Origin of the sequence: Limnohabitans sp. Rim11 (assembly GCF_001269365.1) — a bacterium.
In the GTDB taxonomy this organism is placed as follows: Bacteria; Pseudomonadota; Gammaproteobacteria; order Burkholderiales; family Burkholderiaceae_C; genus Limnohabitans_A.
The window spans coordinates 21,013-45,530 of sequence record NZ_CXOM01000006.1 but is presented as its reverse complement, the minus strand read 5'-3'; the positions used below and the strand labels follow the sequence as shown (position 1 = coordinate 45,530).

The window sequence follows — 24,518 nt, the reverse complement described above, 5'->3', positions numbered from 1 at the left end:
GCGGCTCTTTTCGTGCAGATTAAATTTTGAAAGCCTCGAGAGACTCAGGTGCAAATAATTCTTGCGGACTGAGTTTTCGGGGTGAGAGGCCTTGTTCGTGGTGGTAGCGCGTGAAGGTTTCAAGCACATCCACATTTTTTTCCAAACCGTAAGACCACCAATCGTTGCCAAACTCTTTGCGTGCGTCTTCGACGTGTGCAGTCAACCAAGGCAACATGGCTTTGAGGGCCGCAGTTTCATAAAGATCTTCATAGGTTTTACGCTGCGCTTCCATGAAGGCTTTGGTGAGCGACTGCGCAATCCAGCGATTGGCTTCGTAGACTTCTCTGCGAATCACCACTGTGTGCATGATGGGGAAAATTTTAGTTTCACGGTAATAAGCGCGCTCAATGTCGACATAGTTTTCAAACAAGCGCTTGACTTTGCCATCGCCCTTCAAAAAAGACGAGGGCATGCGGGCGGTATAGAGCGCATCAAGTTCACCATCGTGCAACATTTGAGACAAAGTTTGATGGGGCCCAATAGGGTGCACCTGAATGTTTGGCGGCAAGTTGAGCTTTTGCTTTTCGATGCGACCCGTTTCTTCCTCACCCCCAAAAAGATAGGGCTGGGCATCGACAGGCACCCCATAGTGATCCTGCAAAATGCCCCGTATCCAGACCGGAGCGGTCATTTGATATTCAGGACTGGCGATGCGTTTGCCAATCAGGTCTTTAGGCTCTTGAATGCCAGAGTCGGCATTGATGTAAATGCAAGAGTGTCTAAAAAAACGAGATGGGAAAATGGGAATGGCAATGAAGGGCTTGTCGGGCTTGTGCAGTGAAACACAGTAGGACGACAAAGACATTTCGCAAACATCAAACTCACGAAAACGTGCCATGCGGAAGAAAGTTTCTTCCACAGGCAAGTTCAAATAATTGAGATCAATGCCATCGACTTGAACACTGCCGTCCATCAAAGCGCGGGTGCGGTCGTAATTCCAACATGCAAAGCTGAGAGGCAGTTTGGCCATGGTGCTCTTCTATCTTCGTTATTCGGGTTTTAAGCCAGCCAGCGCCACGGCTTTGGCCAAGCGTTCGTTTTCAGACTGAATGGCTTTGGCGTAATCTGCGGCCGAACTGCCCACTGAGTCAATACCTGCGGTACCCATGGTGGCCAGCAATTCAGGGTGGTTTTTGACCGCTGCGGCTTCTGCACTGAGGCGTGCAATAGCGCCAGCGGGTGCATTGGCAGAAGCCAGTGCGCCAATAATGACAGCAAAATCAAAGCCAGGAATAATTTCTGAAATACTAGGCACCTGTGGCATCAAGGCCGATCGTTGGCCAGCATTGCTGCCCAAAATTTTGACTTGGTTGTTTTTGGCAAAGCCTGCCAAGGAAGGCAAGGCAGAGAACAAACATTCAACTTGGCCGCCAATCAAAGCAGGCACTGACTGACCCGAACCTCTGAATGGGACATGCGTCATTTGAAGTCCCAGAGCCGACTTCATGGCTTCCATGGTGAGATGGTGACTACTACCAATGCCAGATGAACCGTAGTTAATTTGATCTGGCTTTGATTTGACGTATTGCACAAACTCTTGCAATGTATTGACGGGCACTTTGGGGTGAACTGCCAAATACAAAGGTGAACGCGCCAACAAAGACACAGGCGCAAAGTCACGCTTTAAGTCATATGCAAGACTTTTGTAGATGAGTGGATTGATCGAAAACATCGAACCATCGGTGACCAAAAAAGTGTGGCCATCGTTGGGGCTGCTGGCCAAGGCCTGCGCCGCGACCACACCATTGCCACCAGGCTTGTTTTCAATGACAACACCTTGACCAATGCGTTCCCCAATGCGCAGTGCAAAAACACGCGCCACAGTATCTGGCAAGCCACCGGGTGCGTAAGGAACGATGAATTTCACTGCTTTGGTGAAATTGAAACCAGCTTGACTCCATGCTGGCAGTTGAAGGCCGGCCAACAAAGGGGCTGCTGATGCAGCCAATAGATCACGACGTTTCATTGAGATGTCTCCTGGTGTTAATTGGTTAAACAGGCTTTGCGTCAAATTGACGCCAGTCTGTGGTTTTGGGGATGATAGATTGATATGCACAAACCTGTACAGGAATACGGTTATCTCCCGTACCTATGGGCGCCTCGCCCGCCATGAAACTGCGCACAGCCTGCAGCATTCTTTGTCTGAATTCCACAATGGCCAAGTCGGATGCACCCAAGCGATCGTTGGTTCTGTCCACGATGGGGCCCATGGACACCCACATGGCCATGTCTTGATTGGGAATGCCTTGAATGCCCGTGAAGTTGCCTGCCTTCATCGCTTCGCGGTCTTGGTTGAAGCGGTTGGCATGGGTTCGTTTGGGGTTAAATTGAGCGTCTAAATCGGGACCTACTTGCGCATGCAAAAACGCACGCCATGCTTCGTGATCGGGTGTTGTGTCTGGCGACCCCCAAGCCATAAAGTGAAAGGCTGTATGGTGATCGTCTATCGGCACATTCAAATTGGCCACGTTGTACTGATCATTGGGAGGGATGAGCGCTGAGGCGGGAGCAACAAACACCGTGCTACGGATGTAATCGTGGGTTTGCGCATCTTTAATGGGCCTTCGAATAGCCGCATATCTAAAACCGTAGGGCGTACGCTCAACTTGCATGCGCGGCGACTTGTCGGTGGAGGGACGCAGCCACTGCGTATCGGTGGCCTTAGCGCCATCAACGCGTGCCGGCACCATGTCAGAGGAATGCAAACTGGAGCTGTGGGCTGAATCAATTTGGCCTTCTAAAATTTGCGCCCAGTTGCATGGAATGATAATTTTGGCAACCGCCAAGCGAGACGCCTCATTGGGCGCCCAAGGTGGTGGCGTGAATTCAGGTTGGTGCTCGGGTGGGCCCATGTAGGCCCACACAAAACCGCCCCACTCTTTGGTCGGAAATGCACGGTGCTTCACCTTCTCGACCAAGCCACTGCCTGCAGGCTCAGAAGACATGTCCACCACATTGCCCGCGACATCCATCTTCCAACCGTGATAAAGGCAGCGCAGTCCACAGTCTTCATTACGGCCATAGACCAACGAAGCTTTGCGGTGAGGGCAGTATTCATCCATGACACCGACTCGGCCTTTGGTGTCCCTGAAAACCACCAAGTCTTCACCCAGAATACGCGCTTTAATGGGGGCGCCATCGGGCTCGGACACTTCCTCAATCAAACAAATGGCGATCCACTGACGGCGCATGAGTTGCCCCATAGGCGCATTGCCTTCAACACGGCACAACAAGTCATTTTCTTCTGGGGTTATCATGATTTTTCAATTCTTGGAGGCGTTCAAACAAAGGCTTGTTTTTTAACAAGCGATCAATTATTCTTAGGTATCTAAGATAATATATAAACATGACATTTGTCAAGTTTTAGAAAAACTTTTCTTTGATTTGTTTGACTCACGGCCCTTTCAACAATGACTCAAGTTACCGACCCAGATTTTTCTTCTTTGCTTGTGCAACACAAATGCCAAGTGGCCAAAGACATTTGGTTCTTCAGGCTGGTCCACCCCCAAGGACAAAATTTGCCCAGTTTCAAAGCGGGCGCTCATATCACTGTCGAGACACCCGCGGGCCAGCGTCGCAATTACTCCCTTTGCAACGACCCTGCTGAAACCAGCTTTTGTGAAATTGCCATCAAGCATGAGCACAATGGAAGGGGTGGCTCAAGAAGCATGATTGATCAAGTGCAAGTGGGGCATTTACTCAATGTCAGCGCACCCAAAAACGATTTCGAATTGTTAGATCCTGCGCATGAGGTGATTTTCATTGCAGGCGGCATTGGCGTGACGCCTTTGCTTTCCATGGCCAGACAAATGTCCAGACTTCAAGCCACAGGTGGCCAAGGACGTTTTCGTTTTTATTATTGCGCGCGCGATGCTGAAGGTGCCGCATTCATGGACGAGCTACAAGCCTTGCAAAATGCGGGCGAAGTGAGCTTTCATTTTGACGGGGGCAACCCCGATGCTGGCCTCGACTTTTGGCCCTTGCTAGAAAAACCAAGTCAAGCGCACATTTATTGTTGCGGACCGCAAGGCTTGATGGACGCCATCAAGGACATGAGCGGACACTGGCCACAAGATCGTGTTCACTTTGAAAGCTTTGGCGCTAACGCGGCCCAACACGCCAGCAACAGCGCTTTCCAAATTAAGCTTTCGCAATCTCAAACAGTGTTGCCCGTGACAGACAAGGAAAGTATTTTGGAAGTGCTGCGCAAAGCTGGGCACAGAGTTCCTAGCTCGTGCGAAAGTGGCACTTGTGGCAGCTGCAAAACTGGCTTAGTGGCTGGCCAAGTAGACCACCGCGACTTTGTCCTAACAGATTCAGAAAAATTAAATCACATCATGGTGTGTGTGTCTCGCGCATGCCATGCCAACGATGAAATTGAGATAGACCTTTGAAAAAAGTGCAAGCTCTATGACGCAAACTAAAAGCTCTCCTCTTAAGATTGGTATTGCTGGATTGGGCCGTGCATTCACTTTGATGCTTCCAACCTTTCTGCAAGACTCGCGCATCCAGTTGGTTGCGGCAACTGACCCCATTGCAGTGGCGCGAGCACAGTTTGAAAAAGATTTTCACGCAATCACTGTTGACAGTGTGGAAGCCCTTTGTAAATTGCCAGAGGTAGAAGTGATCTACATCGCCACGCCGCATCAATTTCATGCCGAGCATGTGGCGTTGGCGGCACAACATGGCAAACACATTTGGGTTGAAAAACCCATGGCCATCTCATTGGAAGAATGCACCCGCATGATGGCTGCCTGCCAACAAGCCGGCGTGCAAATGATGGTGGGGCACAGCCACAGTTTCAATGCACCCGTTCTGCATGCACGTGCACTGATTGCTTCAGGCCAATTAGGCGCAGTGCGCATGATCACTGCCATCAATTACACCGACTTTTTGTACCGCCCCCGACGCCCAGAAGAGCTCAACACATCTCTGGGCGGTGGCGTGATTCACAGTCAAGCAGTACATCAAATAGACATTGTCAGGTTGTTGGGCGGCGGCAAAGTCAGCAGCGTACAAGCATGTACCGGTCAGTGGGACCAGACCCGCCCCACAGAGGGTGCTTACAGCGCATTGTTGCAATTTGAAAACGGTGCTTTTGCCAACGTCACCTACAACGGCCATGGCCACTTTGACAGCGATGTTTGGATGGACCACGTAGGCGAGATTGGCAACCCAAAACCTGCAACAGAAAGCCTGCAGCGCTATGGTCAAGCCCGTAAAAGACTTGCATCAGCACCCAGCGCTGAGCAAGAGGCCATCCTTAAAGCTGCGCGCAATTATGGCGGCCCCCTCTATGCTCCTGCATCACTGCAGGCTAAGGCCTACCAACACTTTGGACCGGTGGTGGTCAGTTGCGATCAAGGCGACATCAGGCTCACGCCTTTGGGCGTTTGGGTCTATGGCCCAGAAAAAGAATATTTTGAAGAACTGCCTGCACCAGCCTATCCTCGCAAGGAAGTCATTGATGAATTGTTTCAAGTGCTAAGAAACTCTGGCACATTGATACACAGCGGCGAGTGGTCACGCGCAAGCACAGAGGTATGTTTGGGTATTTTGCAAGCTGCACAAAATCAACAGGCTGTTCGCATGCATCACCAAATTGGATTGCCAAATGGCTTCTGAAATAACCAGCAACACCCAAAGCATTTTGAAGCACTGGCATGAATCTGTGCCTGATGATCGCTTGGCGCATTTGGTCAAAGACACCGCACGGGCCTTTAACAAGAGACTACAAGTCAGATTACAAAAACACAATATCCCATTTGGACACTGGACTTTTTTGCGAATTCTTTGGTCTTCCGATGGACTGACACAAAAAGAGTTGAGCGACTTAGCAGGTGTGATGGAACCCACCACATTCAGTGCCATCAAGGCCATGGAAGCCCTGGGCTATGTTGAACGCAAACAGCGGCCAGACAATCGAAAGAACATGTATGTTCACTTGACACAGACAGGCAAAGCTTTAAAAAAGAGATTGGTACCCCTGGCTGTTGAAGTGAACCATGTTGCAGTCCACGGCGTATCGGAAGCCGAATTGCTCACCACACGCAAAGTACTTTTGCAAGTACTTGAGAACCTAGCGCTGGACGAGACGCAGATGGACACCAGTCCATCTGCTAAATGACAGCCACTTAACTGCTGAACAAGAAGTTCATCACGTCGCCATCTTTGACCACGTATTCTTTGCCCTCAGCGCGCATCTTGCCAGCATCTTTGGCGCCCTGCTCGCCTTTGTAGGCTATGAAGTCGTCATACGTAATGGTCTGCGCGCGGATGTAGCCTTTTTCAAAGTCAGTGTGAATCACACCGGCTGCTTGAGGTCCTGTGTCGCCCACATGAATGGTCCATGCGCGAACTTCTTTGACGCCAGCCGTAAAGTAAGTTTGCAAACCCAACAATGAATAGGCAGAGCGAATAAGACGGTTCAAGCCAGGCTCGGATTGACCCAACTCTTCCAAGAACATCTGACGGTCTTCGTCTGACATCTCGGACATTTCGGCTTCCAGCTTGGCGCAAATGGCAACCACGGGCGCATTTTGTGCAGCAGCGTAGGCCTTCAATTTGTCGAGCAAGGGGTTGTTTTCAAAACCATCTTCGGCCACATTGGCCACAAACATGGCGGGTTTGGCGGTGATCAAGAAAAACTGGTCTAGCAAGGGACGCTCTTCTTTGCTGAAGTCGATGGTGCGAACAGGCTTGCCTTCGTTCAAAGCGGCTTGGCATTTTTCCAAAATGGCCACCAACTTGATCGACTCTTTGTCGCCAGAGCGTGCTGTTTTCTGCACGCGGTGCAAACCTTTTTCCACCGCAGTTAAGTCGGCCAAGCACAGCTCGGTTTGAATCACTTCAATGTCAGAAATAGGATCGACACGGCCGGCCACGTGAATCACGTTGTCGTCTTCAAAGCATCGCACCACATTGATGGTGGCGTCGGTTTCGCGAATGTGCGCTAAAAATTTGTTGCCCAAGCCTTCGCCTGTGCTGGCACCAGCTACCAAGCCGGCAATGTCCACAAACTCCACAATGGCGGGCACGATGCGCTCGGGGGTGATGATGGCGGCCAGCTCTTGCAAACGGGGATCGGGCACTTCTACCACGCCGGTGTTGGGCTCAATGGTGCAAAAAGGATAGTTTTCGGCCGCAATACCCGCTTTGGTCAGGGCGTTAAAAAGGGTGGACTTGCCAACGTTGGGCAGGCCCACAATGCCACATTTGAGGCTCATGGAAGACTTTCTTGGATTCTGCGAATAATCCGTGATTTTAAAGGGTGTGCGTGGTCTAATTTCTCACCATGACGCTCAATCAAGCTTCTTGCACCCTTAGAACCCCCAACGCCCCCTGCCCCCGCAAGCGGGTGGTGGCCGTGGTATTGGCTGCAGGCACGGCCTCCCGCATGGGCGGCAGACCCAAAAGTCTGCTTCAAAGGGAGGGGCAAACCCTGCTGGCAAGGCTTCTCAGCAGGCTGGCCGAAGCCGGCATTGACGAAACCGTCTTGGTTTTGGGTCACCATGCCAGCACCCTTCAAGAATCCCTTTTGCAGCATGCCCCCAAGCTTTCAAGGCCTCAAGGAACAAACACCATGCCGCTGCATGTGGTGATCAACCCCACTCCAGAAGCCGGGCAAAACAGCTCTTTGCACTTGGGCCTAGCCCAGGCTGAGGCCTTAGAACCCGAATGGCTCATGGTGGCCTTGGCCGATCAACCGCTGCTTGAGTCGGGTGATTTGAAGGATTTGATAGCAGCCGTTAAACAGGCACCTGCAGGCACTCAGATGTTGCAGCCCACCATCAATGGCCAGCCAGGCAATCCCGTGATGTTGTCTAACAAGGCCATGCAGGCTATTTTGCAAACGCCTCAGTCAGGCGGCAAAGCATGGCGGCAACAAAACCCTGAACAAGTTTTTGCATGGCCAAGCACCAATGTTCATTACTGCATTGACACGGACACTCCAGAAGATATCGCAAAGCTGGCCCTAGAGCATGGCATTCAGCTTAACTGGGGGCAAATAAGCTGATCGCCTCCTACAATCATCCCTATGGCCTCCACCTCCGCCCATTTCGCTAGCCAATCCGACACTCGCTTTGACGTCTGCATTCGCGGCGCCGGTATTGTTGGCCGCAGTCTTGCACTGTTGCTAGCCGCTCAGCGATTGAAAGTTGCCTTGGTTCACAACCCGGCCAGTTTGCCTGCAGGCCACAGCGATGTTCGCGCCTACTCACTCAACTTGGCCGCCAAACAATTGCTCACCGATTTAAGGTGCTGGCCTGAAGGGGCCGCTTGCACGCCCATTCTCAAAATGCACATTGAAGGCGACCAGGGTGGCGACCTTGATTTTGAAGCCAGCCAACAAGGTGTTGACGCGCTCAATTGGATGGTCGATGTGCCAAGCCTCGAAAAAAATCTGGCTGCCGCAGTGGGCTACCAACCCCTAATTGAAGAGCGCCAAGAACCCGTCAGTGCGCCACTGACCGTTATCTGCGAAGGCCGCGCCAGCCAAACACGCGCCGAGCTGGGCGTGCAGTTTGATATCAAGCACTACAGCCAACATGCTCTGGCCTGCCGCATTCAAACAGCTGCACCGCATGGCCAAGTGGCTAGGCAATGGTTTCAAAACAGCCACGGCCCCGAAATTTTGGCTTTCTTGCCGATTGGCGGCGAAGCCAGCCACCAGTGGGCCATCGTTTGGTCTTTGACACCCGACCGTGCGCAACAACTTTCAAAGCTTGAAGCCGATCAGTTTTGTCAGCAACTTTTTGCGGCCAGTCAGGGCATTGCTGGCAGCGTGCAACTCATTAGCGAACGCGCGGTTTGGCCACTTCAGTTGGCCCGCGCCAGTCAGTGGACCGGTCTAATTGCGCCTGCATCGAGTGCCGCACCCGCCCAGGCCTTTGCACTGGCAGGTGATGCAGCGCACGCCATTCACCCATTGGCAGGACAAGGATTGAACGTGGGCTTGGGCGACGCCATGGCATTGGCCCAAGTCATTCAAGCCAAAGAATTCTGGCGCCCCTTAAGCGACCTCAAAATGCTGCGCCGATACGAGCGCGCACGCCAAGCCGAAGTGCTGGCCATGGGCTGCGTCACCGATGGCTTACAAGTGTTGTTTGCACAACCCGCGTTGCCCATTCAAAAAATTCGAAACTGGGGCATGTCTGGTTTTAACCAACTGCTTCCCTTGAAAAATTGGATGGCCCGCAAAGCCATGCAAACCAACAACTAAACCTTTCACAATAGATTTGTAGGACAAGCTCCCCATGCGTTTGATCAATGCCTTGATGGCCGCCTTGCTGTTGATGAGCAGCCATAACCTTTGGGCACAAGATGCCAATCTGAAAAAGAACTTGGCAGAGCGTTTGCCTTCTTTGCCCAAAATTGAAGAGATCAGCAAAACGCCCATGCCCGGTGTGTTTGAAGTTCGCGTGCAAGGGAATGAGCTTTTTTACACCGATGCCAAAGGCGACTTTCTGATTCAAGGCGCCTTGATTGACACCAAACAAAAACGCAATTTGACCGAAGAGCGCACGGACAAATTGTCTGCAGTTGCCTTTGACAACATTCCCCTTAAATTTGCTTTTACACAGGTAAAAGGCAATGGCAAGCGCAAGCTGGTGGTCTTTGCCGATCCCAATTGCGGCTACTGCAAGCGCTTTGAAAAAGACCTGCAAAAAATTGACAACGTAACCATCTATCACATGATGTACCCCGTGCTGGGCGAAGACTCCAAAACCAAGTCACGCAACATTGCGTGCGCCAAAGACCGCGTCAAAACTTGGAACGATTGGATGCTGCTGGGCGTTACACCGCCGGCTGTAGCATGCGACAACCACAACATCGACGCCATTGTGGAGTTTGGTAAAAAACACCGCATCAACGGCACACCCACGCTGTTTGTGGCCGATGGCACACGCGTGCCTGGTGCCATCGATGCCGCACAAGTTGAAACCTTGTTGAACTCGGTCAAGCCATGAGCGCACACGCAGATCAAACTCGCAAGCAGGTCAAGCTCTTGGCTTATGCCGGGCTACTCCCGTTTATGGGGCTGTCGGTGTTGTTGTGGTTAGTCGACCCCGACCTGCATCCGTTTGTGGCTTTGGCCTTGGCGGGCTATGGCGCCAGCATTGTGTCTTTTCTGGGCGGCATCCATTGGGGCATTGGTTTTAGAAACGCCTCGCGCATGCACAACGCACCGCTGTTTAATTTTGGCTGGGGCGTTGTGCCATCTTTGTTGGCTTGGATTGCCATCACCATGCCCGCCTACGCAGGCTTGCCTTTGCTGGCCCTTATCTTGGGCCTTTGCTATGCCGTCGATCGCAAAACCTATCCTGAGGCGGGCCTAGAAGAATGGCTGCCCATGCGATTGCACCTGACTGTGGTGGCCGCCATCAGCTGCCTCATGGGTGCTGCTGCAACCTAACTCATTGCGTTCAATATGAAACCTGACGTTCATTACACCGTCGATGCAAGCCAGCAACACACGCATCTATTTAAAGTCACTTTGCAGATTGACAAACCGCAAGCGGGGCAAATCGTTTCCTTGCCTGTGTGGATTCCTGGCAGCTATTTGGTGCGTGAATTTTCTAAAAATTTGCAAAACCTCAAGGCCAAGCAAGGCGGCAAATTTGTAGCGGTTCATCAGGAGAACAAAAGCCAGTGGCAAATTGAATCCAAGCCCGATTTAGCGCTGCAATTGAGCTACGAGGTCTATGCCTTTGACAATTCTGTGCGAACTGCATGGCTAGACATGCAGCGCGGTTTTTTCAATGGCACCAGCCTTTGCTTGCGTGTGCATGGCCAAGAAGAACTGCCCCATGCACTGACGCTCTTGCCCTTCAAAAACAGCGACTGGACTGTGGCCACAGGCCTTAGCCCTGTCAAAGTCAACAAGCAAGGCTTTGGTGAGTACTTAGCTACAAATTACGACGAACTGGTCGACTGCCCCTTTGAAATGGGCAATCTCTGGCGCGGCCAATTTACCGCCTGCGGCATTCCCCATGAATTTGTGGTGGCGGGTGCGCTGCCGTCTTTCGATGGCAGCCGCCTCTTGGCCGATACCCAAAAAATTTGTGAAACCGAAATCAATTTTTGGCACGACAAAAAGCCGAAAGCCCAAGCGCCCTACAAACGCTATGTGTTCATGCTCAATGCCGTAGAAGATGGCTACGGGGGTTTGGAACATCGCAACTCCACGGCGCTCATTTGCAATCGCCGCGACCTGCCCAGCATCGGTATGAAAAAAATGCCAGATGCTTATGTCACTCTGCTGGGCCTTATCAGCCATGAGTACTTTCACACTTGGAACGTCAAGCAACTGCGTCCCGCCGAATTTAAGCGCTACGACTACACCCAAGAAAACTACACCCAACTGCTGTGGTTCTTTGAAGGCTTTACCAGCTACTACGACGACTTGTTGTTGCGCAGGGCCAAGCTGATTGATGACAGCACCTATTTCAAGTTACTCAACAAAACCATCAACCTGGTTTTGCAAGCCCCTGGCCGCCAAGTTCAATCGGTGGCCCAAGCCAGCTTTGATGCGTGGGTGAAGTACTACCGTCAAGACGAGAACACACCCAACGCCACCATCAGCTACTACACCAAGGGTGCTTTGGTTGCCTTGTGCCTAGACCTCAGCATGCGTGCAGAAGGCACCGCCAATTTAGACCAAGTGATGCGAGGGCTCTGGCAACGCTGCCAAGGCGGCCCCATGAGCGAAACCGATTTGTTGGCCGAGCTTGAAGCCCAAACGGGTCGCAGTTGGAAAAAAGAAATCAAGGCTTGGGTGCACAGCACACAAGAGTTGCCGCTCAAAACTTTGTTGTCATCGCACGGTGTAGTGGTTCACGAAGACCCACCGCAAATGGCACAACGCTTGGGCCTTCGCGTGGCAGAGACGCAAGGCGTGGTGCAAATTAAAGCTGTGCTTCGCGGCGGCGCTGCAGAAAAAGCAGGCATGGCCGCCGGAGACGAGTGGTGGGCAGTGGCCAGCAGCAAAGCCAAATCGACGCATTGGCGCTTGAAGAAACTAGAAGACTTAAGCTTGCTTTTAGGTACTGACAAAAAAGCCAAAGCCACCATCAGCAGGGATCAAAAAGTTTTTGAATTGGACCTCAGCATGCCAAGTGATGTTCACACTTGGCGCCTGAGTGCTGCACCCGCTCAAGGTGCTGCGGTATCCCGCACCAGCGCATGGCTAGACGGGACGGCGCGCTAAGCTAGTACTAGCCCTTGACCCTTAGTGAAGGGGTCAACTTATTTGCCGCGCAGGTCTAGCACTCGCTTGGCCTTGCCTTGGCTGCGCTCTACGCCGCCTTCGGGTCGCACATCAATTTCAACACTCGAGCCAATGTAAACCTTGATCTCGTGCTGCAACATTTTGGCGGCGGCACGCGCCTCAGCGCTGTCGGGTTGAGTGCCTGGCTTGGTCTCGACAGCCACTTTCAAATTGTCCATGGGGCCTTCGCGCGTGAGAACACATTGGTAGTGCGGCGCCAACTCGGGACGCTTCAAAATGAGTTCTTCAATTTGCGAAGGAAACACGTTGACACCCCGAATGATCATCATATCGTCGCTGCGGCCTGTGATCTTTTCCATGCGGCGCATGGTGCGCGCAGTGCCTGGCAACAAGCGCGTTAGGTCGCGGGTACGGTAACGAATAATGGGCAAGGCTTCTTTGGTCAAACTGGTGAACACCAGCTCGCCCATCTCGCCATCGGCCACGGGCTCGCCTGTTTCGGGATTGATAATTTCTGGGTAGAAATGATCTTCCCAAATGGTGGGGCCATCTTTGGTTTCAATGCACTCGCTGGCAACGCCTGGGCCCATAACTTCGGACAAGCCATAAATATCGACGGCATCAATGCCCATGCGCTGCTCAATGGCTGAGCGCATGTCATTGGTCCAAGGCTCGGCCCCAAAAATACCAATGCGCAATGAACTGCTGCGCGGGTCAATGCCTTGGCGTTCAAACTCATCGGCAATGGCCAACATGTAGCTGGGCGTGACCATGATGATGTCGGGCTTGAAGTCTTGAATCAATTGCACTTGACGCTCGGTTTGACCGCCGCCAAAAGGCACCACGGTGAGGCCCAGTTTTTCGGCACCGTAGTGCGCGCCCAAACCGCCCGTGAATAAACCATAGCCATAACTCACGTGCACCATGTCGCCTGGCTTGGCACCACCTGCGCGAATGCTTCGCGCCACCACCGTGGCCCAAGTGTCGATATCGCGTTGGGTGTAGCCCACCACAGTTGGCTTTCCTGTCGTGCCGCTAGAAGCATGAATGCGCGAGCAGCCCGAACGCGGCACCGCAAACATGCCGTAGGGGTAGCTGTCGCGCAAATCGGCTTTGGTGGTAAACGGAAACTTGGCCAAATCGGCCAATGACTGGCAATCGCTGGGATGCACACCCGCCTTGTCAAACTTGGCTTTGTAAACCGGAGAGTTGTCGTAAGCGTGTTGCAGCGTGGCTTTCAAGCGCTTGAGTTGCAAGGAGCGCAACTCGTCAATGCTGGCTTTTTCAATGGGCTCTAAAGGCAACTGACTCATTTCAATAACTCCCGCTTTATTCTGGAATGACGGTGCCTGCAATTTGAGCACTCTTGCCTCTGAACATGGCAATGACTTCGCCTTTTTGATTGGTCACTTTCATGTCGTAAATGCCATGGCGCCCACTCAAGGTTTGCTCTTGGCCTACGCAAGTGAGCACATCGCCCAACTGGCCTGACTTTAAAAACTCAATACTGCAACCTGCGGCCACGGCCACTTTGTTGTAACTGTTGCACGCAAAGGCAAAGGTGGAATCGGCCAAGGTAAAGATAAAACCACCATGGCAAATTTTGTGGCCATTCAAATGCAGTTCTTTGACTTCCATTCGAAAAACCGCACGGCCTGGTTCGCACGACACCAATTCCATGCCCATGGTGTCTTTGGTAGCGATGTCCACGGCAAACATCGACTCGCCCACTTGGCGCGCCAGATCGATGGCGGCTTGGGAAGGCCCGGCAGAGACGCCAGTAGTTTGTGTGTTCATGCTTATTCGCCTTTGAATGTGGCGGGGCGTTTTTCTAAGAAGGCTTTCACGCCCTCAAAGTAATCGTGGGTTTGGCCCATGGCAGATTGCGCATCGCGCTCTTGGTCCAGTTGCTCTGACAAGCTGCGTGTGTGCGCACCCATCATGAGCTTGCGGGTGGCCACCAAGGCCTTGGTGGGCATGACAGCCAATTTGTCGGCCATGGCCAGAGCCGCGGCCACACAGTCGTCGGCCACGTCCCAAATCATGCCCCACTCCTTGGCTTGTGCGGCACCCAATTTGTCGCCGGTCATGGCCAGTGCCAATGCGCGGGGCATGCCCAAGCGCTCGACCATCAACCAACTGCTGCCCGCATCGGGAATGAGACCAATCTTGCTGAAAGCCTGAATAAAACTGGCTTGGGGCGAAGCGATGGTGATGTCGCAGGCCATGGCCACTGAGGCACCAGCGCCAGCCGCCACACCATTGACGGCAGCGATGACAGGCATGCGCATGGCTTGCAAGCGGCGTGTGGTGGGGTTGAAGGCTTGCTCAATGATGGGGCCAGGATCGGCGCGCTTGACCATGTCTGGGCCGGGTGTGAAATCAAATTCGGACAAATCGGCACCGGCACAAAAACCGCGGCCAGCGCCCGTGAGCACCAGCGCCCGAATTTCGGAGTCGGCTTCGGCTTGGTCCAAGGCAGCCCACAAGTCGTGGTGCATTTGACGCGTAAAGCTGTTCAAGGCTTGGGGGCGGTTGAGAGTGACCAGGGCCACGGCGCCGCGCTTTTCGAAGGTCACTGACAAAGAAGTGTCTTGGGTCATGGTGCAAACTCTATAAAAGCATTCAAGGGTCAAAATGTACCATTAACCGACCGATCGGTTGGTTAATGTTTTCCCTTGATTTAAGCATCTTTTTCATCCCGTTATAGTTGGGGTTAGTTGCACTCAGTATTTGATTGGAGAAACGTTTTGACCTACGAAAACATCGAAGTCCGCACCGAAGGCGGCAAAGTTGGCATCATCACCCTGAACCGCCCCAAAGCCCTGAATGCTTTGAATGGCGCCCTGATGGATGAGTTGGGTGTAGCCCTCAAGGCCTTTGATGCCGACGAAGCCATTGGTTGCATCATTGTGACCGGCAGCGAAAAAGCCTTTGCCGCAGGTGCCGACATTTCGGTCATGGCCAAGCACAACTTCAACAACGTCTACAAAGAAGATTTCATTACGCGCAACTGGGAAACCATTCGCAGCATTCGCAAGCCCGTGATTGCCGCCGTGAGTGGCTTTGCCTTGGGCGGTGGCTGCGAGTTGGCCATGATGTGCGACTTCATCATTGCCGCAGAAAACGCGAAGTTTGGTCAACCCGAAATCAAACTGGGCATCATTCCTGGGGCCGGCGGCACACAGCGTTTGCCTCGCGCAGTGGGCAAATCCAAAGCCATGGACTTGGTGCTGACTGGCCGCATGATGGACGCTACCGAAGCCGAGCGCGCCGGTTTGGTCAGCCGCGTGGTGCCTACCGACAAATTGATGGAAGAAACTTTGGGCGCTGCGCTCCTCATTTGCAGCATGGGCCAACTGGCTGTCATGGCTGCCAAAGAAAGCGTCAACCGCGCCTTTGAAAGCGGCCTTAGCGATGGCGTGATGTTTGAACGCCGTTTGTTCCACTCTTTGTTTGCCACCGACGACCAAAAAGAAGGCATGGATGCTTTCTTGAACAAACGCGCCGCCAACTTCACACACCGTTAAGCCTGGCATCGCATTGCAAAACGCCCTCACCACAGCGCCTATCGCACCCACCCTCTGGCGACTGGCGCTGCCCAACATGCTGGCCATGACGGCAGCGGCATTGGTCAGCATTGCAGAAACTTGGTATGTGGGCTACTTGGGCACCCTGCCCTTGGCTGGCATGGCCTTGGTATTTCCTTTGGTCATGCTGCAACAAATGTTGTCGGCTGGCTCCATGGGCGGCGGCATTACTTCGGCCATCAGCCGGGCATTGGGCGCCAATGATTTAGAAAAAGCCAACGCATTGGTGCTGCATGCTGCCATCATTGCGGTGAGCATCGGTGCCTTTTTTACGCTTTTGTTTAGCGTGTTTGGACATGCCATATTCAGTGCCATGGGCGGTCAAGGTGAAGCGCTGACGGAATGTTTGTCGTATGCCCACATTGTGTTTTTGGGGTCGGTCAGCATTTGGCTCACCAATGCATTTGCAGCGGTCATTCGGGGTTCGGGCAACATGCGCGTTCCGTCAAAAATTTTGCTCCTTGCGGCGCTCTTGCAAGTCTTATTAAGTGGCCTGTTGGGATTGGGCTGGGGTCCAGTACCCCGCTTTGGCATGGCGGGTATTGCGTCTGGTGTCTTGATTGCCTTTACCGCCAGTGCTGTTTATTTCTTTTTGTACCTTCGATCTGAAGGCAGCAAACTCAAACTCAGTTTGACGACACGTTTGTCTGGCCCCTTGTTCATGGACATCCTCAAAGTGGGCGCCATGTCGAGCATCTCCACTTTGCTCACTGTAGCCACCATCTTGATCTTGACCAAGTTGGTTTCTAACTTTGGCCCTGAAGCTTTGGCCGGCTATGGCATTGGCACGCGGTTGGAATTTTTGCTGGTGCCCATTACCTTTGCGTTTGGCGTTGCGTGTTTGCCCATGGTGGGCATGGCCTTGGGCGCCAAGATGGTGGAGCGCGCCAAGCGGGTGGCGTGGACAGGCGCCTTGATGGCCTGCTTGCTGGTGGGGTTCATCGGTTTGTTGGTCACCGTCTGGCCTGGCTTGTGGTCGAATATTTATACCGACAACGACCAAGTACTGCACACCGCTAGCCAATACTTTCAATGGGTTGGCCCCTGCTACGGCTTCTTTGCTTTGGGCTTGTGCTTGTACTTTGCATCGCAAGGTGCGGGCAAACTGATTGGCCCTATCATGGCAGGCACGGTGCGATTGGTGCTGGTCATTGTGGGCGGTATTTGGCTCACTCAAAACAACGGCAGCGTGGCGCAAATGTTTGGCCTGATCGCTCTGGGCATGGTGAGCTATGGAGTGCTCACTGCTATCGCTGTTTGGAAAACCAACTGGGCTCGATAAGTTGCTGATTATTTGACACACCTAAAACCGATGTACCCCACGCGCGTGTCTTTGGGCTTGGTGGCCACATTGGTTTCTTTTTGCATGTCTGCGTCGTACCACCATGACGCACCGCGAGTTACTCTTTCAGAGCCCTGACCTGTGTCGACCCACTCCCAAGCATTGCCGCCCATTTCATAGAGCCCATTGACACCTGGCGGCGTGGTCATCACCAAAACATGCCCCACACCGCGCGTGAGCGACCCTTGCGGTGCTTGGCCTTTGTAATTGCCGCAACCATTCAGGCAGTGACTCTCGCGGGCACTTTGTCCATTGGGGTAAGGATAGCGCTGGCCTTTCACAAAGCCTGCAGGCGGATTGTCTCTTTGCTCCACAAATGCGGCTTTGACCCACTCGGTATCGGTGGGCAATCGCTTGTCCTGTGAACGACAAATTTGCTGCGCCTCATCGAATGTCAAATGAACCGCAGGTTCTGCATCTTGCGCCGGTGCACCAAAAGGTGCACGCCAATTCCAACCCTTTTTTTGAGCCCAACCCGACTCGTAAATAATGCCGCTGCCTTCTTTTTCGGCCAGGCTCAAAAAGCCATTGGCAGCCGCAAAACGCTTGACTTGCGCCACAGTCACTTCATGCACATCCCACAACAAACCATGAACCAGCGTTTGTGCGCCTAGTTCTTTGGGAGGCGTGCGGCCTTGCGCCATGGCATCGTTAGCAAGGAATGAGAGCAACAACACAATTTTGAGTAAAGAGGTATTCATTTTTGACATTTACCTAAGAGGTGTAAACCGATATGCTGGTCAGTGCGTTATTGAAGCATAAACAGGAGAACCCCATGAAAAAACTGATTGCACTTTTACTGCTCACGCTCAGTGCTTCTGCTGCCATGGCGCAGCATCATGGGTATGGGCATGGGAAGGGCCATGGGAATGTTTACCGCAACCTTCATGGCCACCACGGTCACGTGGGTGGCGGTTGGGGCTGGGCGGTGCCGGCTGCCATTGGCGGCCTCATTGTTTATCAGGCCACCAGACCCCAATCGGTCATAGTTCAGCCACCCCCTGTGGTTTACCAACAAGCGCCTGTAGTCATTCAACAGCCATCCGATTACAGCAATTTGCAAAACCAAAATTGCACAGCATGGACTGAGGTTCAAAGTTCCGATGGCTCAATCACTCGCACCAGAACCTGCACGCAATAAGCAGTTTGATGGCTACGGGCTTTAAGTCGCCTTGCCCAAATTCAAAACAGCATCGGCCACTTTGCCGGTGTCTCGCTCCAAAGCCAAGATGTCTCCGCCTACGCGGACAAACGTATAGCTGGGATCAAAGTTGAGTTTCTCAACCAGCTTGGGTTCAACAGGAAAAGTTTTGGTGCCTTGCGGCAATTTTTCACCAAATTTCCAAGCCACTTTGAAGCCAGTTTCGCAGGCGTCATTGCGCCAGTTCATGCCTTCAGGACATTTGCCGGGCGACAAAGTTTCCATAAAGAATGAACGCACAAACTGCCGCCTGATTTTTCCAAAATAATTCAGCGCAGGTACGCCAAACTCTGGTGGAAAAACAAACATAGGTTCAGTGGGCAAGGGGTACTTGCGAGACATGTCTTCTTCGGGTGGCTTGGCGCCGCCCATGTTGATGTTGATATTGGGTCCGCCACCTGCAGCGGGCATAGCAGCAGGTGCGCCGGCTACCGCCACCACTGTAGGAGCAGCACCAGCGCCAGCGGCGCCCACAGTAGCAGCCGGAGCGGGGCCTGACTCGGTGGTTTTGGCAGGTGCTGCATCTTCACGGCCTTTACCTGGGCCTTGAACTTCAGGACGGTAGTAGCGACTGACGGCGGCATGATCTCCGCCCATTCGCTGTTCCATGATGCCATCAATGACCGCACCCAATGCAACCGTGTCAGAGGTTCCCAATAAGGAAGCCTTGCTAGAAATTAGAATGGACATTTGCATGGGAGAGCAAAAACTGCCGTTCTTTTTTAACCACTCTATCGCCTTGTTCTGGCGCTCAAGGGGGTCATGGTGGGTTAAGGCGAGATGCCTAAATTCGGCAATGACACACGAACCAGTTGGGGCAGCGGCAGCGGCAGCAGGCGCACCCCTAGCGCGGGTCTGCGCATGCGCTGTAGCAAGCATCAGTAATCCGACGGTACAAGCTAGCCAAAACTGAGTTCGATAGTGTTTCAAGTATTTAACTTTCAATTCGAGCGAAGGTGAACCAAACATGTGGCCACATAGTCTTATCGACAGTTGGCAGAATATCTAAAGCTTAGCGGCTTAAGAATTCCTTAATGTGAGGACATGAAACTACAGCCATCTTAAAAGGTGGTGTTGAAATGTCAAATTCTCATTTAAAAACAAAGGTTTGGATCGCAGCAATGCTTGCTGCAGGCGTCTTGAGTGGCTGCGGGGGTGGTACTGGCGATACATCGGCAGCTGTCGACAGCTCAATTTCCATTGCAAGCAGCAACACCTTGCCTATAGCGGGCATGGTAAGTGGTTTGGGCTCCATTGTGGTCAATGGCGTGCGTTATGAAACCATTGGAGCCAATGTTTACGATGCCGATGACAATCATGTCCTGAACAGCCCTTTGGGCATTGGCATGACAGTTAGCCTTGAAACAGCCAGCAACACCACTTTCAACACGGCCAACTCAATCCATGTTCAAAGTGGCATCCAAGGCACTGCCGCCAATTTGAATGCGTCAACAAATACGCTCACAGTGGCTAGATTACCAGTGAGCACCGATGCTTCCACCTTGATAGTCAAAAGCAATGGCACTGTCGGCGTCTTTGCAGACTTGGTGAGCGGGCCTGTAGAAGTTTACGGACTGCCCCAAACAGATGGCAGCTTTAAGGCCACTCGCATCGAGATTGAAACCAGCCCCGCCAATGTGCAGTTGGTGGGCGTGATCAGCCAATTGAACACCAGCAACGGAACCTTCACATTGGGAACCGGTAACAACTCTGTCAGTATTAGCTACGGCACATCAACGCCCTCAACGGGATTGACCAATGGCGTGGTTGTCTCAGTTAGAACCAATACGCTAGTCAATTCAAGCCAATACGCAGCCACACAAATCTATTTACGCGCTTCAACGGCAAGTGTGTTTACTGAGTACCAAACCAATTACACAGGCACATCGGGCGTTCGAAATGAAGCCAACGAGCTCTACGGCATGGTCAGCGGTTTAACCAATTCAAGCACTGGCTGCTCGCTGCAGGTTCAAGGTATTCCGGTTAGCGTTACAAGTGCCACACTCTGCAGCTCATTGCAAAATGGCGACTACGTTGAGGCCAAAGGTTTACTTAGCAACGGCTCTTTGGCGGCCTATCGAATTGAATTCAAAACAACTGGCGGTGAGCGCAATTTAGGCAACTACGCTGACGATGAAAACGACAATGACCATGATGATTTGAAGTACCGTCGAATTGCTTCAACCACACCCTCAAACAATTCATCGTCATCCGATAACTCAAGTACCAACATGGGCACTTATGAGGTTTACGGCACTCTGAGCAACTGCACCACAAGCACCTGCTCGTTCACGAGCAACGGGGTTGCCATGAGCATTGATATCAGCACCGCTATTTGGGAACATGGCATGCAGGTCACCAGCGGCGTCGTTGAAGCCAAAGGTTATATGCTGAGCAACAATGTTTTCAAGGCCATCAAAATGGAAAGCAAAAACAGAAGTTAATTTTTCTGAAACTTGAATAAGCCATCCACGTTCAATGGGTGGCTTTTTCATTTAAGAATTTCTTCAGACTGGCTTGTCATGATCACACCATGACATCAAGTAACAAACTTTCACATTCAAGACGCTGGCTGACCTTGATCACGTGTTTTTGGACCGGTATAAACGCATACGCCGCAGACACTTCGCCTGCCACGCTTCAAACCCAATACGAAAAACTGTCGGGTCAGCCTGCGGATTCTGCGCGCGGACAGAAGTTCTTCAACACCACGCACGCCAGCGAATGGTCGTGTGCATCGTGTCATGGCAATCCTCCCACACAGGCCAGCAAGCATGCCAGCACAGGGAAAAGCATCGCTGCACTGGCGCCTAAATTTAATCCTGATCGTTTGACAGACAACGGCAAGGTCGAAAAATGGTTTCGCAGAAATTGTAAAGACGTCCTCAACCGCGAATGTACAGCCAATGAAAAAGCAGATGTCGTCGCATACCTTCGGAGCCTATAAATGAAAGCTTACTTTTTAAAAATAGCAAGCGCTTGCCTCGTTTCATGCACGGTGTTTTCTGCATCTGCAGATCGCCCTCTGATGCCCGCCAAAGTATTGCCAGCCTATCAAACCGAATGTGCTTCATGCCACATGGCCTACCCACCAGCCTTGTTGTCCAAGCCGGCATGGCAAAAAATAATGTCTGGCTTAGACAAGCATTACGGCACAGATGCCTCTTTAGATGGCCCCACACAAAAGCAAATAGGTGTATGGCTGCAGGCTCAGGGTGGCACCTACAAACGCGTTGAAACCAGCTCCCCCGAGGAGCGCATCACAAGCACGCAGTGGTTTGAAAAAAAACATCGCAGCATCGATAAAAACGTATGGCTTCGAAAATCCATCAAAGGAAAAGCCCAGTGCCAAGCCTGCCACACCAGCGCAGACATTGGCGATTTTGAAGACGACCGCGTTCGCATTCCGCTCTAAACAAAGGTCTATATGACATTCAATACAACTAGCACCATGTCAACAGTCGCATCGACTGAAAAAGCGCCCACCCGACTGATCGTCGAACTTCCCATGAGAGTGTTTCACAGCCTCATGGCACTGTCATTCACAGGCGCCTACATTACTGCAGAAAGTGAACGCTTTAAACTGCTCCATGTCAGCCTAGGCTACGTTCTCTTTGGTTTGGTAGTTTTTCGGCTGCTTTGGGGATTTTGGGGGCCACGCCAATCGAGCTTGACTTCGACTTGGCGCAAATTAACCTTACCGCAAAGTTTTCGTCAACTGCTTAGCGTCACTCTTGCAGGCGCGGCATTATTGACGCTAGGTGTCGCCATCCTTTTGTCGGCCAGTGGCTATCTGATTTACAACGAACTGGCCGGTGAGTGGATGGGTGAAATGCATGAGTTTTTTGGCAATTCTTTGTTAATGCTGGTCTTCGTACATTTGGCCGTGATTGCATTTTTAAGCTTTACCAAACAGTCGCAAAGCTTGCGCCCCATGTGGTCAGGTCGCAAAGCAGGGAATGGCCCCGATTTGGCCAAAAGCAACCACTACGTGGTGGCTACCCTGTTAAGCTTAGGTGTCGTTGTGTTTTTGTGGTTCCAGTTCACTTCCAATTAATTTGCTAACGCTTTCACCATGCGCGTACTTCTGGCTGAAGATGATGAAACACTGGGCTCCGGTATCAAAGCCGGACTGGCTCAACACGGCTTTCAAGTTGATTGGGTCAGAGATGGTGTGGCTGCCGAACGCGAAATCCTGGCTCAAATGCACGAGGCCATCATTTTGGACATGGGCTTGCCGCGCCAGGATGGCATGCAAACTTTAAAAAATGCTCGGCTTCATAAAGTCAAAACACCTGTGCTCATTTTGACGGCACAAGACGCCGTAGCATCTCGCATTGAAGGCCTAGACGCTGGTGCAGATGACTATTTGGTCAAGCCAGTTGACCTGTTGGAATTGGGCGCGCGTCTTAGGGCTTTGGTGCGGCGCTCGCATGGTGAAACTCAAAGTATCCTGACAGTCAATGGAATTTGTCTCAACTCAACAACACGTACGGTCACTTTGCAAGACAGCACCGTGGAGCTCTCGTCCAGAGAATTCGATTTGCTGTTGACCTTCATGATGCATGCTGGCAGGGTACTCACCAGAGAACAGCTAGAGAAGCACCTTTACAGCTGGGGCACGGAAGTCAGTAGCAATGCCATTGAAGTTCACATCTATCACTTGCGTAAAAAATTTGGCAACGATGTCATCCAAACCATTCGAGGTGTTGGGTACGTCATGCCTAAATCTCAAACTTAAAAATGACGCATCACAACCGGTCTTTGCAAAATAGATTATTGGCGTCTTTGTTGGGCGTCACAGCCGTTGCATGGTTCGCGGTCTTAGGATTAACTTGGTATGAAACCGATCACGAATTAAATGAATTGTTGGATGCGCACCTGGCGCAAACCGCTTCATTTTTGGTAACACAGGTGGGCGATGGCCACGAAGATCACGACGACTTCACAACGACCCCCACACTTCACAAATATCAGCCCAGAGTGGCCTTTCAAATTTGGCACGAGAACCAGATTTTGGCGCGCTCAGAAAAAGCACCCCAAAAGGCATTTCGTTCTGACTTCCAAAATGGTTTTGCCAATTTAGAAATTGATGGTCAAGTTTGGCGCGTCTTTAGCACTCAGGGGAATGCCCAAGATGTTTGGATTCAGGTGGCTGAGTTAGGCAAATATCGACAAGACATTTTGTACGCTGGTTTAAAGAGTGCCATTTATCCCTTGTTCTTTGCATTTCCTTTACTGGCACTTTTCATTTGGTGGTCCATTAGAGTTTCCTTGTCGCCTCTGCGCACTCTAGGACAAGAGATTGGTGCCAGAAAAGTATCGTCTCTAGAACCCCTTGCAGAAGTTGAAGCCGTAGCGGAAGTGCAACCTTTGGTCAAAGCGCTCAACTTGTTATTCAAGCGCGTGGACGTTCAAATGGCCAACGAAAGGCAATTTACTTCCGATGCTGCCCATGAACTCCGAACACCCATCGCTGCCATTCGCATGCAAGCACAGGTTGCCTTGGGTAGCACGCAAGCTGATGCTCAAAAAGCGGCCCTAGATGCGTTGATTCATGGTTGCGACAGGGCCACCCGACTTATTTCGCAGATGCTGGAGCTGTCTAGATTGGATGCCATTGAATCCACTCACGAACAATCAGAGTGTGAACCTGTCGATGTGGTCTCTATCACGCGAACTCAATTGGCAGAGTCGGGCGCAGCTTGGATGGAAAAAAATCAACAGCTTAGTTTTGAGTCACCAGACAATTTGCACCTTCGCATCAATCCGGCTTGGCTGGCCATCATCATTCGAAACTTGGTCGACAATGCCATTCGATACAGCCCGGTGGGTTCAAGTATTCGAGTTAAATGGCTTGAGGGGCCGGCCCATACTTTGCTGGTCGAAGACAGCGGACCAGGCATGAGTGCGGCAGACATGAACCGACTAGGCGATCGCTTTTTTAGAGTACCAGGGCATGACACCACGGGTTGTGGACTAGGTTGGTCTATTCTGAAGCGCATCAGCAGAATTTGCCATATCCAAATAACGCTGAGCAAAAGCGAGGCGTTGGGGGGCTTAATGGTTCAGCTGACTTGGCCTGCTGAGGCGATCTAAGCTCAATCAGTT

The 24,518-nt window shown here is 52.0% G+C and carries 26 protein-coding genes; 17 read left to right on the top strand and 9 right to left on the bottom strand.

Annotated features, from left to right (window positions below; genetic code table 11):
• Positions 1 to 19: 19 nt before the first annotated feature.
• From AMM03_RS13440 to AMM03_RS13430, 3 genes are read right to left on the bottom strand one after another with little or no spacing between them, the layout of a single operon-like run.
• The gene (locus tag AMM03_RS13440) at positions 20 to 1,012 is read right to left on the bottom strand and encodes an ABC transporter substrate-binding protein (RefSeq protein WP_090132430.1); all 993 of its coding nucleotides are present in this window, start codon (positions 1,010 to 1,012) and stop codon (positions 20 to 22) included.
• 18 nt (positions 1,013 to 1,030) lie between these two features.
• Positions 1,031 to 2,008, bottom strand: a complete 978-nt coding sequence (locus AMM03_RS13435) for a Bug family tripartite tricarboxylate transporter substrate binding protein (RefSeq protein ID WP_090132429.1) — start codon at positions 2,006 to 2,008, stop codon at positions 1,031 to 1,033.
• A 25-nt stretch (positions 2,009 to 2,033) separates the two neighbouring features.
• Positions 2,034 to 3,299, bottom strand: a complete 1,266-nt coding sequence (locus tag AMM03_RS13430) for a Rieske 2Fe-2S domain-containing protein (protein WP_090132427.1) — start codon at positions 3,297 to 3,299, stop codon at positions 2,034 to 2,036.
• Between the two features lie 153 nt (positions 3,300 to 3,452).
• Here AMM03_RS13430 and AMM03_RS13425 point away from each other — a divergent pair, with 153 nt between their 5' ends.
• Genes AMM03_RS13425 through AMM03_RS13415 form a run of 3 tightly spaced genes read left to right on the top strand, consistent with a single transcriptional unit; the run spans position 3,453 to position 6,169 of the window.
• The gene (locus AMM03_RS13425; RefSeq protein ID WP_090132425.1) at positions 3,453 to 4,436 is read left to right on the top strand and encodes a PDR/VanB family oxidoreductase; all 984 of its coding nucleotides are present in this window, start codon (positions 3,453 to 3,455) and stop codon (positions 4,434 to 4,436) included.
• Between the two features lie 16 nt (positions 4,437 to 4,452).
• Positions 4,453 to 5,667: a Gfo/Idh/MocA family protein gene (locus AMM03_RS13420; protein ID WP_090132424.1), complete on the top strand. Its 1,215-nt coding sequence runs from the start codon at positions 4,453 to 4,455 to the stop codon at positions 5,665 to 5,667.
• On the top strand, positions 5,657 to 6,169 hold the full coding sequence (locus AMM03_RS13415; RefSeq protein ID WP_090132422.1) for a MarR family winged helix-turn-helix transcriptional regulator: 513 nt from the start codon (positions 5,657 to 5,659) through the stop codon (positions 6,167 to 6,169). The genes AMM03_RS13420 and AMM03_RS13415 overlap by 11 nt, the downstream gene beginning before the upstream one ends.
• A 7-nt stretch (positions 6,170 to 6,176) precedes the next feature.
• Here the strand turns inward: AMM03_RS13415 and ychF are convergent, their stop codons facing one another.
• Positions 6,177 to 7,268, bottom strand: a complete 1,092-nt coding sequence (ychF, locus tag AMM03_RS13410) for a redox-regulated ATPase YchF (RefSeq protein WP_090132420.1) — start codon at positions 7,266 to 7,268, stop codon at positions 6,177 to 6,179.
• 68 nt (positions 7,269 to 7,336) lie between these two features.
• Between ychF and AMM03_RS13405 the strand changes: the two genes are divergently transcribed.
• From AMM03_RS13405 to AMM03_RS13385, 5 genes are read left to right on the top strand one after another with little or no spacing between them, the layout of a single operon-like run.
• On the top strand, positions 7,337 to 8,059 hold the full coding sequence (locus AMM03_RS13405; RefSeq protein WP_090132418.1) for a nucleotidyltransferase family protein: 723 nt from the start codon (positions 7,337 to 7,339) through the stop codon (positions 8,057 to 8,059).
• Between the two features lie 21 nt (positions 8,060 to 8,080).
• Positions 8,081 to 9,265 carry an FAD-dependent monooxygenase gene (locus AMM03_RS13400; RefSeq protein ID WP_090132417.1) on the top strand — a complete coding sequence of 395 codons (1,185 nt, stop codon included), beginning with the start codon at positions 8,081 to 8,083 and terminating at the stop codon, positions 9,263 to 9,265.
• Positions 9,266 to 9,299: 34 nt separating this feature from the next.
• Complete coding sequence (locus tag AMM03_RS13395; protein WP_090132415.1) at positions 9,300 to 10,013, top strand: DsbC family protein; 714 nt, start codon at positions 9,300 to 9,302, stop codon at positions 10,011 to 10,013.
• A complete protein-coding gene (locus AMM03_RS13390; RefSeq protein ID WP_090132413.1) occupies positions 10,010 to 10,459 on the top strand; it encodes a DUF3429 domain-containing protein in 450 nt (149 codons plus the stop codon). Before AMM03_RS13395 ends, AMM03_RS13390 begins: the two co-directional genes overlap by 4 nt.
• 15 nt (positions 10,460 to 10,474) lie before the next feature.
• Entirely contained in the window at positions 10,475 to 12,253 is a 1,779-nt protein-coding gene (locus tag AMM03_RS13385; RefSeq protein ID WP_090132412.1) for a M61 family metallopeptidase, read from the top strand.
• Positions 12,254 to 12,291: 38 nt separating this feature from the next.
• Here the strand turns inward: AMM03_RS13385 and paaK are convergent, their stop codons facing one another.
• From paaK to AMM03_RS13370, 3 genes are read right to left on the bottom strand one after another with little or no spacing between them, the layout of a single operon-like run.
• Positions 12,292 to 13,587, bottom strand: coding sequence for a phenylacetate--CoA ligase PaaK (paaK, locus tag AMM03_RS13380; protein ID WP_090132410.1), 1,296 nt, complete (start codon positions 13,585 to 13,587; stop codon positions 12,292 to 12,294).
• A gap of 16 nt (positions 13,588 to 13,603) precedes the next feature.
• Positions 13,604 to 14,071: a hydroxyphenylacetyl-CoA thioesterase PaaI gene (paaI, locus tag AMM03_RS13375; RefSeq protein WP_090132409.1), complete on the bottom strand. Its 468-nt coding sequence runs from the start codon at positions 14,069 to 14,071 to the stop codon at positions 13,604 to 13,606.
• A 2-nt stretch (positions 14,072 to 14,073) separates the two neighbouring features.
• Positions 14,074 to 14,877 carry an enoyl-CoA hydratase-related protein gene (locus AMM03_RS13370; RefSeq protein WP_090132407.1) on the bottom strand — a complete coding sequence of 268 codons (804 nt, stop codon included), beginning with the start codon at positions 14,875 to 14,877 and terminating at the stop codon, positions 14,074 to 14,076.
• A gap of 147 nt (positions 14,878 to 15,024) precedes the next feature.
• Here AMM03_RS13370 and AMM03_RS13365 point away from each other — a divergent pair, with 147 nt between their 5' ends.
• Complete coding sequence (locus AMM03_RS13365) at positions 15,025 to 15,804, top strand: enoyl-CoA hydratase (RefSeq protein ID WP_090132405.1); 780 nt, start codon at positions 15,025 to 15,027, stop codon at positions 15,802 to 15,804.
• 13 nt (positions 15,805 to 15,817) lie between these two features.
• Positions 15,818 to 17,146, top strand: coding sequence for an MATE family efflux transporter (locus AMM03_RS13360; protein ID WP_228764705.1), 1,329 nt, complete (start codon positions 15,818 to 15,820; stop codon positions 17,144 to 17,146).
• An 8-nt stretch (positions 17,147 to 17,154) separates the two neighbouring features.
• Here AMM03_RS13360 and AMM03_RS13355 read toward each other — a convergent pair whose 3' ends face one another.
• A complete protein-coding gene (locus AMM03_RS13355) occupies positions 17,155 to 17,907 on the bottom strand; it encodes a formylglycine-generating enzyme family protein (protein WP_194942906.1) in 753 nt (250 codons plus the stop codon).
• A gap of 74 nt (positions 17,908 to 17,981) precedes the next feature.
• On the opposite strand from AMM03_RS13355, the gene AMM03_RS13350 reads away from it, so the two are divergent.
• Positions 17,982 to 18,347, top strand: coding sequence for a hypothetical protein (locus tag AMM03_RS13350; RefSeq protein ID WP_090132402.1), 366 nt, complete (start codon positions 17,982 to 17,984; stop codon positions 18,345 to 18,347).
• A gap of 21 nt (positions 18,348 to 18,368) precedes the next feature.
• Here AMM03_RS13350 and AMM03_RS13345 read toward each other — a convergent pair whose 3' ends face one another.
• Complete coding sequence (locus tag AMM03_RS13345) at positions 18,369 to 19,376, bottom strand: hypothetical protein (protein ID WP_194942905.1); 1,008 nt, start codon at positions 19,374 to 19,376, stop codon at positions 18,369 to 18,371.
• 152 nt (positions 19,377 to 19,528) lie between these two features.
• Here AMM03_RS13345 and AMM03_RS13340 point away from each other — a divergent pair, with 152 nt between their 5' ends.
• The 6 genes from AMM03_RS13340 (at position 19,529) to AMM03_RS13315 (ending at position 24,506) form a co-directional block, all read left to right on the top strand.
• Complete coding sequence (locus AMM03_RS13340; RefSeq protein ID WP_090132399.1) at positions 19,529 to 20,851, top strand: DUF5666 domain-containing protein; 1,323 nt, start codon at positions 19,529 to 19,531, stop codon at positions 20,849 to 20,851.
• 89 nt (positions 20,852 to 20,940) lie between these two features.
• Positions 20,941 to 21,354, top strand: a complete 414-nt coding sequence (locus tag AMM03_RS13335; RefSeq protein WP_090132398.1) for a DUF1924 domain-containing protein — start codon at positions 20,941 to 20,943, stop codon at positions 21,352 to 21,354.
• A complete protein-coding gene (locus AMM03_RS13330; protein WP_090132396.1) occupies positions 21,355 to 21,822 on the top strand; it encodes a diheme cytochrome c in 468 nt (155 codons plus the stop codon).
• 36 nt (positions 21,823 to 21,858) lie between these two features.
• Entirely contained in the window at positions 21,859 to 22,464 is a 606-nt protein-coding gene (locus AMM03_RS13325; protein ID WP_194942904.1) for a cytochrome b/b6 domain-containing protein, read from the top strand.
• A gap of 18 nt (positions 22,465 to 22,482) precedes the next feature.
• Positions 22,483 to 23,148, top strand: a complete 666-nt coding sequence (locus AMM03_RS13320) for a winged helix-turn-helix domain-containing protein (protein ID WP_090132392.1) — start codon at positions 22,483 to 22,485, stop codon at positions 23,146 to 23,148.
• A gap of 2 nt (positions 23,149 to 23,150) precedes the next feature.
• The gene (locus AMM03_RS13315; RefSeq protein WP_090132390.1) at positions 23,151 to 24,506 is read left to right on the top strand and encodes an ATP-binding protein; all 1,356 of its coding nucleotides are present in this window, start codon (positions 23,151 to 23,153) and stop codon (positions 24,504 to 24,506) included.
• Positions 24,507 to 24,518: the final 12 nt, after the last annotated feature.